Raw genomic sequence first — 14,135 nt, forward strand, 5'->3', positions numbered from 1 at the left:
CGTCGAATGGGCGGGCGGCCGAGTCCCCAGCCGCCGCTGTCCCCACCCTTTCGGAGGTAACCGTGTGTAGACCGCACAGACTGCGCAGACCGCGCAGCTTCGTCGCTCCCGCCCTCGCCGCCTGCCTGACCCTCGCCGGGGCGGTGGCCGCCGCCCCGGCGAGCTCGGCCGGGCTCCGCCCGCTGCCCGTCCCCGAGGTCCAGTACTGCGCCGCCGTCCTCGGCCACCTGCCCGGCGCCGACGGCGCGTCGCCGGTGCTCGGCCGGGCCTGCTCGCCGGACTCCCGCGCCGACGCGCTCGCCCTGGCCGACGGCCGGACCCTCACCCGCGGCGCCGACCAGCCGGCCGACCGGACGCTGCTGCTGGAGGAGTTCAAGGACATCGACTACCAGGGCGGCGTCATCTACTCCTTCTACGGTGACGCCGGCGGTTGCGACGGCACCGGATACCACCTGGTCAACTACATCGACGTGGCGCTGAGCGTCTCCTCGATGAAGGGCTACAACAACTGCAACGCCGTCCATCTCTGGTCGACCCTCAGTGTGGAGAAGACCACGGACCTCCCGGCGGCCCAACTGGGCGCCAACTTCAACGACGCGGTCCGTGAACTGCAGGTCTTCCACCGCTGAACGCCGCGGGCGTCGTCGACCGCCGGGAGCGCGTCCCGGCGGTCACGGTCAGTAGGACTGCAGCTCGATCAAGTGGCCCTCGGGGTCGCGCAGGTGGGCGCTGCGCAGGCCGGGACCCCACTCGGGGCGGTCGGTGGCCGGGACGGCGAGGACGCCGCCGTGCCGGAGGCAGAGGGCGAGGGCTTCGTCCACGTCGTCGACCCGGAGGACCAGCATCGCGGTGTCCTGGGTGGGGGTGGCCGGGCGGGCCGGCAGCCCGGTGGTGCCCAGCGTGGCGGACATCGCGGCGCGGTCGAAGAGCACCAGGACGGCCTGCTCGTCGACGTCCCAGTTGGCGTACGGGCCCTCGGGTGTGCCCTTGACCAGGGTGGCGCCGGTGAGAGCGGGGAGGACGGCGCGGTAGAAGCCGAAGGTCTCGGCGAAGCGGGTGACGAGCAGGCGGGGGTAGAGGGCGTCCACGGTCGGGCTCCAGTGGGGATCTGAATCAGTGGGTCGGAACCCACTATAGGGATCGACCCTAGAATGTCGCCATGGCCTCCGAGAACCCCGCCCCGCCCGACGCGCTGCCGCCGACCCTGCTGGGCCTCAGCACCTTCCTGCTCGCCCGGACCGGTCGCACCGCGCGGGCGCGGCTCGCCGGGCAACTGGCCGAACGCGGCCTGCGGCTCTGGGACATGGCCGTGCTGGCGGCCCTCGTCGACTTCGGTCCGCAGGCGCAGCGGGACCTGGTCCGGCGGCTGGGCATCGACCCGAGCGACCTCGCCAAGGTCGCCGACCAGCTCGGCGCGGCCGGGTACGTCGAGCGCAGCCGGGACCAGGCGGACCGCCGGCGGGTCTCGGTGTCGGTCACCGCCGACGGGCGGGCACTGCTCGCCGAGCTGCAGGCACGGGCCCGGGCGGTGCAGGACGAGGTGCTGGCCCCGCTCGACCCGGCGGAGCGCCGGGTGCTGCACGACCTGCTGCTGCGGGTCGAGCAGGGATCGCCGGAGTGGCGCGGCTCCGTGGCGTGAGCTGTCCGAGCGACTCGATCGGGTGGCCTGTCCGGGTGACCCGTCCGGGTGGCCTGCGCTGGTGGCCTGTCCGGGTGGCCCGCCCGAGCGGTACGGCCCCTGGCTGACGGCCTCAGGCGCCGGACAGGCTCCGGGCGGGCACCGCTCCGGGGCGGCGGGCGCCGGCGAACTCGTTCGCCCAGCGCGGGATGTCGAGTACGTGCTCGACCCGGGCGATCAGGGTGCCGGTCCGCTCGGCGTGGATCATCGCGCCGTCGCCCGTGTAGATGCCTACGTGGTGCAGCGGGGCGTCGGGACGGGAGAAGAACAGCAGGTCGCCGGGGCCCAGGGCGTCACGGTCGACCGGGGCGCTGCGGTTGAACTGGGCCACCGTGTAGTGCGCGAGCTCGATGGTGCCGTGGCTGGCGCGGTACCAGCAGTACAGGGACAGCCCGCTGCAGTCGAAGCCGACCGTGCTCTCGCCCATGCACACGCCGTTCAGGTAGCCGTTCTCGCCGTCGCAGAAGCCGAGGCCCGGGCCCAGCCGGTCGCCGCCGCCCCAGGCGTACGGGAGGCCGAGTTGGGCCTCGGCCACCGTGACGACCCGCCGGCCGAGGGCGGCGGCGGGGTCGGTGCCGGCGGGGTCGGTGGGTGCCGGGTCGCTGGGCGCGGGGTCGGTGGGAGCAGTGCGGGCGTCGGACGGCGGTGCGGCGTGGGCGGGTTGGGGCGCTGCGGCGAGGGCCGGGGTGAGGCCGGCGCCGAGGGCGAGGCCGAGCACCCGGCGGCGTCCGACGCCGGACACCCGGTCGTGGTCGGGGGGTTGGGGCTCCATCGGTCGACTCCTCCTGGCTGGGGGTGGCCGGTCGCGGCCGACGGTGGTCGATCGGGGTGCCGGCGTGGGTCGGCACCAGGATCGGTGCCGGAGGGTGTCGTCCGCCATCACCCGCAATGGTGAATCGTGGGCACACGGGCCTTGGTGCGGAAGGGGTTTCGCCCGAAATCGGTTTGACGCCCGTTCGTCCGGGGCCAACGATGAGCGCGAACGTTCGGTCGCGATCCCCTCGGAGGCCCCATGAACAGCGCGGTCAAACTGCTCCGCAACACCCGCCTGACCCAGGCCGTCGACTACGCCTACGCGGCGGTGGTCGATGCCCCGGTCCGCTCGCTCTGGCTCGCCGGGGCCTGTCCGTTGGACGAGGAGGGCCGTACGGTCGCGGTCGGTGACTACGAGGGCCAGGCCCACCAGGTCATGCGCAATCTGATAACCGTGCTGGAGGACGCGGGCGCTGGGCTCACGGACATCGCGCGGACCACCGTGTACGTGGCCTCCGGCAACCAGGCGGACTTGGTGAAGGTGTGGAACGTGTACCGGGAGTACCTGGGGGAGCACGATGCCCCCAGCACACTGCTCGGCGTCTCGGTGCTCGGCTACACGGACCAGCTGGTGGAGGTGGAGGCGGTGGCCGTGCTGCCCTGACGGAACCGGGTGTTCAGGAGGAGCCAGCGGCGAGCAGGGCGTCCAGCTTCCGGTAGCCCTCGGTCACGCCGCGCTCCATTCCGCTGGCCAGGATCGCGTCCCGGGCCACCAGGCTGTCGACCACCGACAGGACGGTGACCCGGGTGCGGCCCTCGCCGACGGGCTCGAAGACGGCGGTGTCCAGCGAGACGCCGTCCGGCACGCCCTCGAAGGTGAAGGTCTGAACGAGTCGGGTGGCCGGCCGGACTTCGTGGAAGGAGCCGTAGAAGGCGGCGACCTCCTGGCCCTCGCGGTGCACGGAGTAGCGGTAGTGGCCGCCGGTGCGGGCCTCCCACTCGTCGATCTTCAGGTCGAGGTCCTCGGGGCCGAGCCACTGCGCGACCAGCGCGGGCTCGATCCAGGCCCGGAAGACCCGCTCCTGCGGGGCGTCGAACTCGCGGACGATCCGGATGGTGGGCAGGGCCGGGTCCGCCTCGATGCGGGTCTCGTGGCCGGTGGTGGAGGTCATGACGGGTCTCCTTCGGTGGGTGCGGTGAGGCGGTCGGTGCGGGAGTGGGTGCCGGTGTCCGGGGTCGCATCCTGGGCCTGGGCGGTGGCGTCGCTGTCGCCCATGGCCGCGAGGACGGCGTCCAGCCGGAGGAAGCGTTCCTCGGCCCGGCGGCGGTAGCGCTCGATCCAGCTCGTCATCAAGTCGAACACCTGCGGCTCCAGGTGGCACGGCCGCCGCTGGGCGTCCCGGCTTCGGCTGACCAGCCCGGCCTCCTCCAGCACCTTGAGGTGCTTGGAGACGGCCTGCATGGACATCGCGTAGGACTCCGCCAACTCGCCGACGGTCGCGTCCCGGACCGAGAGCCGGGCGACGATGTCGCGCCGGGTCGGATCGGCCAGGGCGACGAACGCCCGGGAGAGCTGGTCGACGGCCACGGTGGCACCTCTGTTCTTCCTCAACCGATTGGTTGACAACCACGCTACCCCTGCCCGCCTGCTTGTTCAACCGATTGGTTGTGGAAGTCGCGGAAGCGGAGCTTTGGCAGCTGGTGTCCGGAGGAAGAAACCGTTCATTCGGTTTCTTGGCAGTACGGCGGGGCGGCGGTCGCCCTGTTCGGCTGGTCCATCGGGAGGCGCGACCCTGATCGCCGAGGCGGGAACTGGCGGACCGTTGACGGCAACTGCGCGGGCAGGTGGGGGAAGAGAGAGCGAGTCGGCTGCCGCGTCGGCATCGTCTTGTCGCCCGTAGGGCGCCCGTAGCTAAGATACGGGGTGTTTGGTTTGGTTTTCCCGGAGCTCAGGGCGGGGTGGTTGCGGTGGTACGGCAGGAACGGGCGCTCCGGACGCGCCGGCTGATCCTGGAGGCCGCGGCGTCGGTCTTCGACGAGTTCGGCTACGAGGGCGCGACCATCGGGGAGGTGGTCTCCCGGGCGGGTGTGACGCGCGGTGCGGTGTACTTCCACTTCGCCTCGAAGCGGGACCTCGCGCAGGGAGTCGTCGAGGAGCAGTTCGTCCAGGACGGAGTGCCGGAACGGAGCTGCAAGCTCCAGGAGTTCGTGGACACCGGGATGGTGGTGGCGCACCTGATGCCGCGCGATCCGCTGCTCAGCGCCGGCGCCCGGCTCTCGCTCGGCCAGGACGTGTCCGACGACTTCGGCGGCGGTGCGATCCCGGGCTGGATCAGCCGGATGGAGGCGTTGCTGGTCGCCGCCGGCGATCGGGGCGAACTGCTGCCGCACATCGTCCCGGCCGACACCGCCTGGCTGATCACCGCTGCCTGGACGGGTGTTCAGATCCAGTCGCAGAAGCTGTCCGGCCGGGCCGACTTGGAACTGCGGGTGTCCGGGCTGTTCCAGCACCTGATGCCGAGCGTCGCCGTGCCCGGGGTGCTCGGCTCGTTGCAGATGGGACCGGACCGCGGGGGGCAGGTGGTCGCCGAGGTCGCGGCGGCCCGGGCGGCGGAGGGCGCTGCTGACGGGCCGTCGGCGGGGTCGGAGACGGCGGGGGTCGCGGACGGGGTCGGGGTGGGCTGACCGGCGGGCCTCGCCGTACGGGCGGCAACGGGCCCCGGGGTCAGCTGAGTTGGGTATTGGTGGCGGCGTGAGGCCCAGGGGGCCGGCGCCGCCTTCGGTTTGCCCGGGGGTGGGCGCGGAGGGCGACCACGTGCGGTCGGAGGGCCCCGGTGGCGGGTCGCCCGGTGAATGGTCGGCGCTCGGCTCCGTAAAAAACAGCGCGTACGGTTTTGTATTGACAAACCGCACGTGCTGTTTTTCACTGAGGACGGTTGACCCAGGGGTGTCGACTCGGGGTCGGCTGTGGCGGAGGCGTTGCGGCGGAGGGGCCGTGGCGTTCCGCGTGATGGGGGTGGTCATCGTGGAGATCAGGGTGCTCGGGGCGCTGGACGTCCGGGTGTGCGGGGAGTCGGTGGTGCCGACGGCGCCCAAGCCCCGCCAGGTGCTGGGCTTGCTGGCGGTGCGAGCGGACCAGGTGGTCCCGGCCGGGGTGCTGGCCGAGGAGCTGTGGTCCGGCCGCCCGCCGCGCACGGCGCGCACCACCGTGCAGACCTACGTCCTGCACCTGCGTGACCTGATCGACCGGGCGCTCGCCCGGGCCGGTGCGCCGGCCGGGGTCTCCTGCGCCAAGGACGTCCTGGTGACCTCGCCCGGCGGCTACCGGCTGAACAGCGGCAACGGGGCGCTGGACGTGCGGGAGTTCGAGCGGCTGGCCGGGGCGGGCTACCGGGCGATGGACGAGGGTGACCATCCGCAGGCCGCCCGGACGCTCGGCGAGGCGCTGGCGCTGTGGCGCGGACCGGCCTTCGCGGACGTCCCGGCGGGCTGCCAACTCGCCGTTGAGGCGCAGCGGTTGGAGGAGGCCCGGCTCTGCGCGCTGGACCAGCGGATCGAGGCCGACCTGCGACTGGGCCGGCACCGGGCCCTGCTGGCGGAGCTGACCGTGCTGGTCGACCGCTACCGCACCCACGAGAGCCTGCACGGCCAGTACATGATCGCCCTGCACCGCTCCGGCCGCCGGGGCGAGGCCCTGGCGGCCTACCAGCGCCTGCGCGCCACCCTGGTGAGGGAGTTGGGCATGGAGCCGTCCGCCGGGTTACGGCGGCTCCAGCGGTCCGTCCTGCTGGCCGGCTCGGAGGGGGCGGAGCGCGAACCCGCGCCGGCGGCGCGGTAGCCGGCCCGCGCCCGCCCGCCCGGACGGCTCGGAGCATCCGGTTCGCCCGGAGCAACCGGTTCACTCGGCCGATCGGGTACCCGTGCCCGGGCCCGCCCGCGCCGGACCGGGTCGAATGTCAGTGCGCCTCGCCATGATGGCGGTATGAAGGACGCAGCCACCACGGCCACCCCCGCCACCCCCGCCTCCCCGCAGGCCTACGCCGACGCCGTCGCCACCGCCGTCCGGGCCGCCGGGGCGTACTACGGCGACGGCTCCACCCCGCTCGGGGACGACGAGTACGACGCCCTGGTCCGGGGGATCGAGGCCTACGAGCGCGAGCACCCCGAGCAGGTGCTGCCCGAGTCGCCCACCGGCAAGGTGGCCGGCGGCGCGGTCGTCGGCGACGTCCCGCACAGCACGCCGATGCTCTCGCTCGACAACGTCTTCTCCGCCGAGGAGCTGGAGTCCTGGGCCGCCGGGCTGGAGCGCCGGCTCGGCAGACCGGTCGCCGCCTGGTGCGTCGAGCCCAAGCTGGACGGCCTCGCGGTGGCCGCCCGCTACCGGGCCGGCCGGCTGCACCAGGTGCTCACCCGGGGCGACGGCCTGGCCGGGGAGGACATCACCCACGCCGCCGACGCCGTGCTCGGCCTGCCCGTCCGGCTCAGCGAGCCGCTCGACGTGGAACTGCGCGGCGAGGTGCTGCTCACCCACGAACAGTTCGAACAGGCCAATGCCGTGCGCACCGCCCACGGCGCCACCCCCTTCGCCCACCCGCGCAGCGGCGCCGCCGGCACCCTGCGGGCCAAGGACCGCCCGTACCGGGTCGAGCTCACCTTCTTCGGCTACGACGCCCACGGCCTGCCCGGCCTGGACCACGCCGCGCTGCTCGCCCGGATCGCCGAACTCGGCGCCAACACCGCCGCCACCACCGCGGCCGCGCCCCGCCGCTGCGCCACGCTCGCCGAGGTCGAGCAGCGGATCGAGGAGATCGCCGCGCTGCGCGCCGCACTGCCCTTCGGCATCGACGGCGTCGTGGTCAAGGCGGACGCGGTCGCCGACCAGGAGGAGGCCGGCTCCGGCTCCCGCGCGCCGCGCTGGGCGGTCGCCCGCAAGCTCCAGGCCCAGCACAAGGTCACCCGGCTGCTCGCCGTGGAGTGGAACGTCGGCCGCACCGGGATCATCGCGCCCCGCGCGGTGCTCGAACCGGTGGTGATCGACGGCGTCACCGTCACCTACGCGACCCTGCACAACCCCGCTGACATCGAGCGCCGCGGGCTGATGCTCGGCGACCAGGTGTTCGTCTACCGCGCCGGCGACGTCATCCCGCGCGTCGAGGCGCCGCTGGTGGACGAGCGCACCGGCGCCGAGCAGCCGATCGCCTTTCCCGAGGTCTGCCCGCGCTGCGGGGACGCCATCGACCGCTCGGAGCAGCGCTGGCGCTGCGTGCGTGGCCGCGGCTGCCAGGCCGTCGCCTCGGTGATCTACGCGGCCGGGCGCGACCAGCTCGACATCGAGGGCCTCGGCGGCACCCGGGCCGTCCAGTTGGTTGAATCCGGGCTGGTCGCCGACCTCGCCGACCTCTTCACCCTGACCAAGGAACAACTGCTCACGCTGGAGCGGATGGGCGACACCAGCGCGGACAACCTGCTCGCCGCCATCGAGACCGCCCGCACCCGCCCGCTGAACCGGGTGTTCTGCGCCCTCGGCATCCGCGGCACAGGCCGGACCATGTCGCGTCGGATCGCCGCGCACTTCGGCAGCATGGCCGCGATCCGGGCCGCCGACACGGAGGCGCTGGCGGGCGTGGACGGCATCGGGACCGAGAAGGCGACCGTGATCGTCGCCGAACTCGCCGACGTGGCAGCACTGTTGGACCGACTGGCGGAGCAGGGCGTGGGGACGGCGGTCACCGAGCCGCTGGTCGCGGCGGCTGATCCCGCTGCCAGTGCGGTGGGCGAAGGCGCGGTGACGGAAGGTGCGGTGGCCGGTCCGCTGGCCGGGCAGAGCGTGGTGGTGACCGGGAGCATGACCGGCGTCCTGGCGGAGCTCTCCCGCAACGCGATGAACGAACTGATCGAGCGTGCGGGCGGCAAGGCCTCCTCCTCGGTGTCCAAGCGCACCACCCTGCTGGTCGCGGGGGAGAAGGCGGGTTCCAAGCGGGCCAAGGCGGAGGAGCTCGGGGTGCCGGTCACCACCCCGGAGGACTTCGCCGTCCTGATCGCCGACTTCCTCGGCTGATCGCGCGTCCGGCCGCGCGGCCGACTGTACGGCTGACCGGGAGGCCGGCCGCACTGCCACTCGCGCGTCCGGCCGCGCGGCTCAGTGGCCGGTCGGTGGGCCCGGTCGGTGCGGTAGGGTGGCCGACGCTGTACACGACGAACACGACCGAGAGCCAGGGAGGTGAGACCCATTACCGGTATGTCCGAGCGGGTGCTCCCGGAGCGCGGCCGTGCGGGCGCATCGCGCGCGTAGCGCGGGCGCGCCGACGCGGTGTCGGCCCTGGCGGGAGCCCTGACGGAGTCCTCCGTTCTCCTCCCGTCCTGCCCTAGGGGTCCCTTTGTCGGTCTTCTCCTCCGCCACTCTCCGTTCCTCCGTCGTCTCCCGACTGCGCGCCGCCGGCTGCGTGTTCGCCGAGGACGAGGCCCGGATCCTGCTCACCGCCGCCGCCTCGCCCGCCGAACTGGCCGCCATGGTCCGGGCCCGCGCCCAGGGCCGACCGCTCGAACACGTCGTCGGCTGGGCCGAGTTCGCGGGTCTGCGGATCGCCGTCGACCCCGGCGTGTTCGTCCCGCGCCGCCGCAGCGAGTTCCTGGCTGCCGAGGCCGCCCGACTCGCCGACCCCGGCGCCGTGGTGGTCGACCTGTGCTGCGGCAGCGGCGCCCTCGGCGCCGCCGTGGCGGCCCAGGTCGACCACCCGGTCGAGCTGTACGCCGCCGACCTCGACCCCGCCGCCGTCCGCTGCGCCCGGCGCAACCTGGCCGGGACGGGCGCGCGCGTCTACGAGGGCGACCTCTTCGCGCCCCTGCCCGCGGCACTGCGCGGGCGGGTGGAGGTGCTGATCGCCAACGTCCCGTACGTACCGACCGAGGACGTCGAGCTGTTGCCGCCCGAGGCGCGACTGCACGAGGCCCGGCCCGCGCTGGACGGCGGGGCGGACGGACTGGACGTGCTGCGCCGGGTGGCCGCGGCCGCGCCCGGGTGGCTGGCGGCGGGCGGGGCGCTGCTGTTCGAGACCAGCGAGCGGCAAGCCGCCGGTGCGCTGGAGGTGGCCCGGGCGGCGGGGTTGGCGGCGGAGGTGAGCCGCGAGGAGGAGCTGGACGCCACGGTCGTCACGGCGACCCGGAACTGACCGTCGTCGGTGGGTGGTCGCCTGAGGGTGGTCGGCCCCGGGAGGCGGGTGGTCGTTCGGGGGCGCTCGTCCGAGGGCGGTCAACGGCCCGGCCACCGTTCCCCCGTGACGGTGGCCGGGCCGGGTCGGTCGGTCGACGGTCACCCGGTCATCCGGTCAGATCCGGGCGCCGTACACGTGGTCGACCGGGATGGTGAGCAGTACCCGGCGGTCGGCGACCATGACCTCGCGGTAGTCCGCCCAGTCGGGGTGCTCGCCGGCGGCCCGGCGGTAGTAGTCGACCAGGGCCTCGACCTCGGGACCGTCGGGGTCGAGGCCCGGTCCGGTGAGGGTGGCGGTGCCCTCGGCGGTGGCCCAGGAGCGGCCGTCCGGCGCGGTCACCTCCAGGCTGACCCGCGGGTCCCGGCGCAGGTTCGCGGTCTTCGCGAGCCCCTCCCGGGTGGAGATCAGGAGGACGTTCGCCTCGCGGTCGTAGTACGGCAGCACCGGCGAGAGCTGGGGCCGGCCGTCGGCCTTGATGGTGGCGAGGATGCCGAGGCGGCTCTGCGCGAGGAGGGCGTACGGGTCGTACGGAGGGTGCGTGGTGGTGGTCATGGGAGCATCATCGGGCTTCACATCGGTGTGAAGGGCAGGACCCAGCAGGTGTGTTGTGCCGCTGACGCCTGGTTGGCTCCGAAGGATGAGGATCTGCGGAATCGCCGGTGGCCGCCGCCGTACCGCGGCTAGGGTCGGGAGCCGACAGGGCGTGACGATCCGTCACTGAGTGCTGATCCGAAGCGAGGGAGCACGCGCGATGGCTGCCGACTACCGGCCCAGGGAAGTGCTGGAGTTCTCCGACGACCTGCACCACGAGGACGTCCTCCCGTTGCAGGCCTTCCTGTCGGCCCGTCTCGGCGAGGTGGTCGAGGCCCAGCCCGAGGGCAGCGCCGGCCGTTTCGCGGCCGAGCGCCTCGCCGATGTCACCCTCCGCGACTGCATCCACCTCGGCGACCTCCTCGTCGCCTGGCGCGAAGTGGTGGTCGAGGACCGGATGGACGTGCCCGGGGAGACCCAACGGCTGCGCCAGGACGTGATGGTGTGGTGGGAACGGCTGTGCGGAACGGCCGACGGCTTCCGTGACCACCCCGACCACAGACCCCGGTGGCGGGCGCTGCGGTTCCTGAACCTCGCCCATGCGGAACTGATGGCCGGCCTGACGGACCTGTCGCGGGGCGGGTACGGGGACGGGGCGCACCCGTGAGCTTCTGAACGCCCGAATGCACGAATGCCCGAACGCCGGAATGCCCGAATGCCTGGAACCCCGGCCACCGTACGGGCGGTGGCCGGGGTGTCAGGGCTCAGGCGACGGGCGGGGTCCGGCCGGTGTCGGCCGAGGTGATCACGGCGGTCGCGGCGGAGAGCGCGGCGGCCGTCCGCCGTACGTCCGCCTCCGTGGTGCGCCAGTTGCTGAACGCCGCACGCAGGGCGGGCAGGCCGGCGTAGCGGGTCGGGGTGAGGAAGGCTTCCGCGGAGAGCTCGGAGGCGAGGGCGGCGAGGCGCTCCGGGGTGGGGTCCTCGGCGAGGGTGAAGCAGACCACGTTGAGGCGGACCGGCGCGAGCAGCCGCAGGCCGTCGATCGCCTCGACCGCCGCGCCGAGCCCACGGGCCCCGGCGACATTGCGCTCCACGATCTCGCGGTGGCCGGCCCGGCCGTAGGCGCGCAGCGTGAACCAGGCGGCCAGGGCGCGCAGGCGGTGCGAGTTCTCCGGGGTCAGGTGCACCAGGTCGGGGTGGTCGCCGACCGGGCCGAGGTAGGCGGCGGCGTTCTGGAAGACCCGGGCCTGGAGGTCGCGGCGGCGGGTGAACTGCACGGCGCTGTCGTAGGGCACGTTGAGCCACTTGTGCAGGTCCACGCAGACCGAGTCGGCGAGGTCGAGCCCGGCGACCAGCTCGGCGTGGTGGGGGGAGAGCGCGGCGAAGGCGCCGAAGGCGGCGTCCACGTGCAGCCAGAACGCGTACCGCTCGCGGAGGGCGGCGATCGCCCGCAGGTCGTCGAAGTCGACGGTGTTCACGGTGCCCGCGTTGGCGACCACGACGCACGGGCCGTCGGCCCCGGCCAGGGCCCGCTCCAGGGCGGCCACGTCCACGGCCTCCCGGCCGGGCAGGGTGGGGACGGCGGTCAGCGCGGTGCGGCCGAGGCCCAGGACGGACAGCGCCTTGGCCACGCTGGAGTGTGCACTGCCCGACAGCACCCGGACCCGGCCCAGCGCGGCGACCCCGTCCTCGGCCACGTCGACCCCGAGGCGTTCGCCCAGCCACTCGCGGGCGATCGCCAGTCCGACCGTGTTGGACTGGGTGGCGCCGCTGACGAAGGTGCCGCTGTGCGCGGGAGAGAGCCCGAACAGTTCGCGCAGCCAGCCGACGGTCTCCCGCTCCAGGTGCTGACCGGCCGGGTCGAGCGAGGAGTTGGAGTTCTGGTCGGCGGTGGCGGTCAGCCAGTCGCCCACCAGTGCGGCCGGGGTCGCCCCGCCCGTCACGAACCCGAAGTAGCGCGGCCCGGCGCCGGCCGACAGTCGTGGCTCCCAGCGCTCGCCGAACTCGGCCAGGGCCGCCCGCAGTCCGTCGGCGTCCTCGCGCAGTGGCTCCGACGGCGTCGGTCGGCCGGCCTCCTTAGGGATGACCGGCCGGTCGTCGAGCCCGGTGAGGAAGTCGACGGCCCGCTGCCGGGCCTCCTCCAGCAGGGCGGGCAACTGGTCGAGGTCGGCGGCGAGTTCGCGGTGCATGGGTTCTCCGTTGATCGGTGGTCAGGCCGAGGCTAGTGGCGGACGGAGAGGGTGTCGCGGGCCAATTCCCCGCCGGTGGCCCGGGCGGTCGTGGAGCGGGACCGCCCGGGCCACCGGGGCCACCGGGGCTGGGGGCTGGAGGCTGGAGGCTGGGGGGCGGGCCGTGGGGCCGGGCTCAGGCGGTGGCGGTGTTCTGCGCCTCGCCGGCCCTCGGGTCGGCGGTGGGCCGGTCGGGCGCGGTGGCGGCGATCGGCGGGGCGGGGATCGCGGCGGCGACGGCGGCCGCGAGCAGGGCGACCCCGCAGCCGAGCACCAGCCCGACCCGGAATCCGCCCTCCGAGGGCAGGGCGCGGCCGCCCAGGGTGGTGGTCAGCTGGGACAGCACCACGCCGACGACCGCCGCCGACACCGAGGTGCCCAGCGAGCGCATCAGGGTGTTGAAGCTGTTGGCGGAGGCCGTCGAGGACAGCGGCACCGCGCTCATGATCAGGGCGGGCATCGCGCCGTACGCCAGCCCCACGCCGCCGTTGGAGACGAGGGTGGCGGTCAGCACGCCCCAGGTGGAGCCCATCAGCGGCAGGGCGAGCCCGTAGCCGGCCGCGATCGCGAGCGCGCCGACGACCAGGGTGAACTTGGGACCGCGCGCGGCGGAAAGCCGTCCGCCCAGCGGGGAGACGAGCATCATCATCAGACCGCCCGGCGCCATCCACAGGCCCATCGCCAGCATCGACTGCCCGAGGCCGTAGCCGGTGGCCTTCGGCAGTTGCAGCAACTGGGGCACGATCAGTGCCTGGGCGTACATGCCGAAGCCGACCAGTACGGACGCGGCGTTGGTGAGCAGCACCCGCGGGCGGGCGGTCACCCGCAGGTCGACCAGCGGCGCGGTGACCCGCAGTTCCCAGCGGGCCCAGAGCAGCAGAACGGCCGCGGCGGCGGTGAACAGGCCGAGGGTGCGGGTGCTGCCCCAGCCCCAGTCGCCGCCCTTGGAGACCGGCAGCAGCAGGCAGACCAGGCCGACGCTGAGTCCGACGGCACCGACGAAGTCGAAGCGGGCGGCGCTCGGTTTGGTGGCCGGTGCTGGTGCTGGGGCCTGGGCGGGTGCCGGTGCCGGTGCCGGTACGACCGTCCGGATCATCCCGATGATGACGACGGTCAGGACGGCCGTGCCCCAGAACAGGGCGCGCCAGCTGGCGTAGTCGGCGACGGCGGCGGCGATCGGCAGGCCGAGGCCGCCACCGATCCCCATCGAAGCGCTGACCAGGGCGATCGCGGAGCCGAGCCGCTCGGGCGGCAGGACGTCGCGCAGCAGGCTGATGCCGAGCGGCACCAACCCCATGCCGATGCCCTGGAGGGCGCGTCCGGCGATCATCGGCAGCACGGAGGAGGAGAGCGCGCACAGCACCGAGCCGAGCAGCAGCGGGACGCAGGAGGCGATCAGCATCGCCCGCTTGCCCAGGAGGTCGCCGAGGCGCCCGCTGATCGGGACGAAGACGGCGGCGGAGAGCAGCGTCGCGGTGATCACCCAGGAGGCGTTGGACGGGGTGGTGCGCAGCAGTTGGGGCAGCTCGCTGATCAGCGGGGTGACCAGGGTCTGCATGATCGCGGCGACGGTGCCGGTGAAGGCGAGCGTGGCGACGATCGGACCGGTACGGAGGGTGGGGGCGGGGCCGTCGATGGCGGGCCTCCTGGGCTCGGCGGGTGAATGTGCTCCATGCATGAGATGTGCATCATGCACATCGCACATTGCTGGAGCATACCCCTCTTGTGCGCCGT

At 73.8% G+C, this 14,135-nt stretch carries 15 protein-coding genes; 8 read left to right on the forward strand and 7 right to left on the reverse strand.

Translation table 11 applies throughout. From position 1 onward, the window contains the following. Nucleotides 1-62: 62 nt before the first annotated feature. Nucleotides 63-629: a hypothetical protein gene (locus tag ACFV8H_RS11500; protein ID WP_380398626.1), complete on the forward strand. Its 567-nt coding sequence runs from the start codon at nucleotides 63-65 to the stop codon at nucleotides 627-629. 48 nt (nucleotides 630-677) lie between these two features. On the opposite strand, the gene ACFV8H_RS11505 is transcribed toward ACFV8H_RS11500, so the two are convergent. Continuing rightward, nucleotides 678-1,088 (reverse strand): VOC family protein, encoded by a 411-nt coding sequence (locus ACFV8H_RS11505; protein WP_380398627.1) that lies wholly within the window; start codon nucleotides 1,086-1,088, stop codon nucleotides 678-680. A 71-nt stretch (nucleotides 1,089-1,159) separates the two neighbouring features. Here ACFV8H_RS11505 and ACFV8H_RS11510 point away from each other — a divergent pair, with 71 nt between their 5' ends. After that, nucleotides 1,160-1,639: a MarR family winged helix-turn-helix transcriptional regulator gene (locus tag ACFV8H_RS11510; RefSeq protein WP_380398629.1), complete on the forward strand. Its 480-nt coding sequence runs from the start codon at nucleotides 1,160-1,162 to the stop codon at nucleotides 1,637-1,639. 112 nt (nucleotides 1,640-1,751) lie between these two features. Here ACFV8H_RS11510 and ACFV8H_RS11515 read toward each other — a convergent pair whose 3' ends face one another. After that, nucleotides 1,752-2,450: a C40 family peptidase gene (locus ACFV8H_RS11515; protein WP_380398631.1), complete on the reverse strand. Its 699-nt coding sequence runs from the start codon at nucleotides 2,448-2,450 to the stop codon at nucleotides 1,752-1,754. A 240-nt stretch (nucleotides 2,451-2,690) separates the two neighbouring features. On the opposite strand from ACFV8H_RS11515, the gene ACFV8H_RS11520 reads away from it, so the two are divergent. Next, nucleotides 2,691-3,095, forward strand: a complete 405-nt coding sequence (locus ACFV8H_RS11520) for a RidA family protein (RefSeq protein ID WP_380398633.1) — start codon at nucleotides 2,691-2,693, stop codon at nucleotides 3,093-3,095. A gap of 13 nt (nucleotides 3,096-3,108) precedes the next feature. Here the strand turns inward: ACFV8H_RS11520 and ACFV8H_RS11525 are convergent, their stop codons facing one another. Both ACFV8H_RS11525 and ACFV8H_RS11530 read right to left on the reverse strand, forming a co-directional pair. Continuing rightward, nucleotides 3,109-3,603: an SRPBCC family protein gene (locus ACFV8H_RS11525; RefSeq protein WP_380398635.1), complete on the reverse strand. Its 495-nt coding sequence runs from the start codon at nucleotides 3,601-3,603 to the stop codon at nucleotides 3,109-3,111. Next, a complete protein-coding gene (locus tag ACFV8H_RS11530) occupies nucleotides 3,600-4,019 on the reverse strand; it encodes an ArsR/SmtB family transcription factor (RefSeq protein WP_380398637.1) in 420 nt (139 codons plus the stop codon). Before ACFV8H_RS11530 ends, ACFV8H_RS11525 begins: the two co-directional genes overlap by 4 nt. A 380-nt stretch (nucleotides 4,020-4,399) precedes the next feature. Between ACFV8H_RS11530 and ACFV8H_RS11535 the strand changes: the two genes are divergently transcribed. The 4 genes from ACFV8H_RS11535 to ACFV8H_RS11550 all read left to right on the forward strand — a co-directional run bounded on the left by ACFV8H_RS11535 (nucleotide 4,400) and on the right by ACFV8H_RS11550 (nucleotide 9,600). Further along, entirely contained in the window at nucleotides 4,400-5,116 is a 717-nt protein-coding gene (locus ACFV8H_RS11535; RefSeq protein ID WP_380398639.1) for a ScbR family autoregulator-binding transcription factor, read from the forward strand. 340 nt (nucleotides 5,117-5,456) lie between these two features. Next, complete coding sequence (locus tag ACFV8H_RS11540) at nucleotides 5,457-6,269, forward strand: BTAD domain-containing putative transcriptional regulator (protein ID WP_380398684.1); 813 nt, start codon at nucleotides 5,457-5,459, stop codon at nucleotides 6,267-6,269. A gap of 144 nt (nucleotides 6,270-6,413) precedes the next feature. Then, a complete protein-coding gene (ligA, locus tag ACFV8H_RS11545; protein WP_380398641.1) occupies nucleotides 6,414-8,489 on the forward strand; it encodes an NAD-dependent DNA ligase LigA in 2,076 nt (691 codons plus the stop codon). A 319-nt stretch (nucleotides 8,490-8,808) separates the two neighbouring features. After that, nucleotides 8,809-9,600 (forward strand): putative protein N(5)-glutamine methyltransferase, encoded by a 792-nt coding sequence (locus ACFV8H_RS11550; RefSeq protein WP_380398642.1) that lies wholly within the window; start codon nucleotides 8,809-8,811, stop codon nucleotides 9,598-9,600. A gap of 156 nt (nucleotides 9,601-9,756) precedes the next feature. Here the strand turns inward: ACFV8H_RS11550 and ACFV8H_RS11555 are convergent, their stop codons facing one another. After that, on the reverse strand, nucleotides 9,757-10,194 hold the full coding sequence (locus tag ACFV8H_RS11555) for a PPOX class F420-dependent oxidoreductase (protein ID WP_380398644.1): 438 nt from the start codon (nucleotides 10,192-10,194) through the stop codon (nucleotides 9,757-9,759). Nucleotides 10,195-10,393: 199 nt separating this feature from the next. Between ACFV8H_RS11555 and ACFV8H_RS11560 the strand changes: the two genes are divergently transcribed. Next, nucleotides 10,394-10,840 (forward strand): hypothetical protein, encoded by a 447-nt coding sequence (locus ACFV8H_RS11560; protein WP_380398646.1) that lies wholly within the window; start codon nucleotides 10,394-10,396, stop codon nucleotides 10,838-10,840. A gap of 97 nt (nucleotides 10,841-10,937) precedes the next feature. Here ACFV8H_RS11560 and ACFV8H_RS11565 read toward each other — a convergent pair whose 3' ends face one another. Together ACFV8H_RS11565 and ACFV8H_RS11570 are read right to left on the reverse strand one after the other, a co-directional pair. Next, nucleotides 10,938-12,362: a pyridoxal phosphate-dependent decarboxylase family protein gene (locus ACFV8H_RS11565; protein WP_380398648.1), complete on the reverse strand. Its 1,425-nt coding sequence runs from the start codon at nucleotides 12,360-12,362 to the stop codon at nucleotides 10,938-10,940. Nucleotides 12,363-12,537: 175 nt separating this feature from the next. Continuing rightward, nucleotides 12,538-14,037, reverse strand: coding sequence for an MFS transporter (locus ACFV8H_RS11570; protein WP_380398686.1), 1,500 nt, complete (start codon nucleotides 14,035-14,037; stop codon nucleotides 12,538-12,540). Nucleotides 14,038-14,135 lie beyond the last annotated feature (98 nt).

The sequence above is a fragment of the Kitasatospora sp. NPDC059827 genome, assembly GCF_042731675.1.
In the GTDB taxonomy this organism is placed as follows: domain Bacteria; phylum Actinomycetota; class Actinomycetes; order Streptomycetales; family Streptomycetaceae; genus Kitasatospora.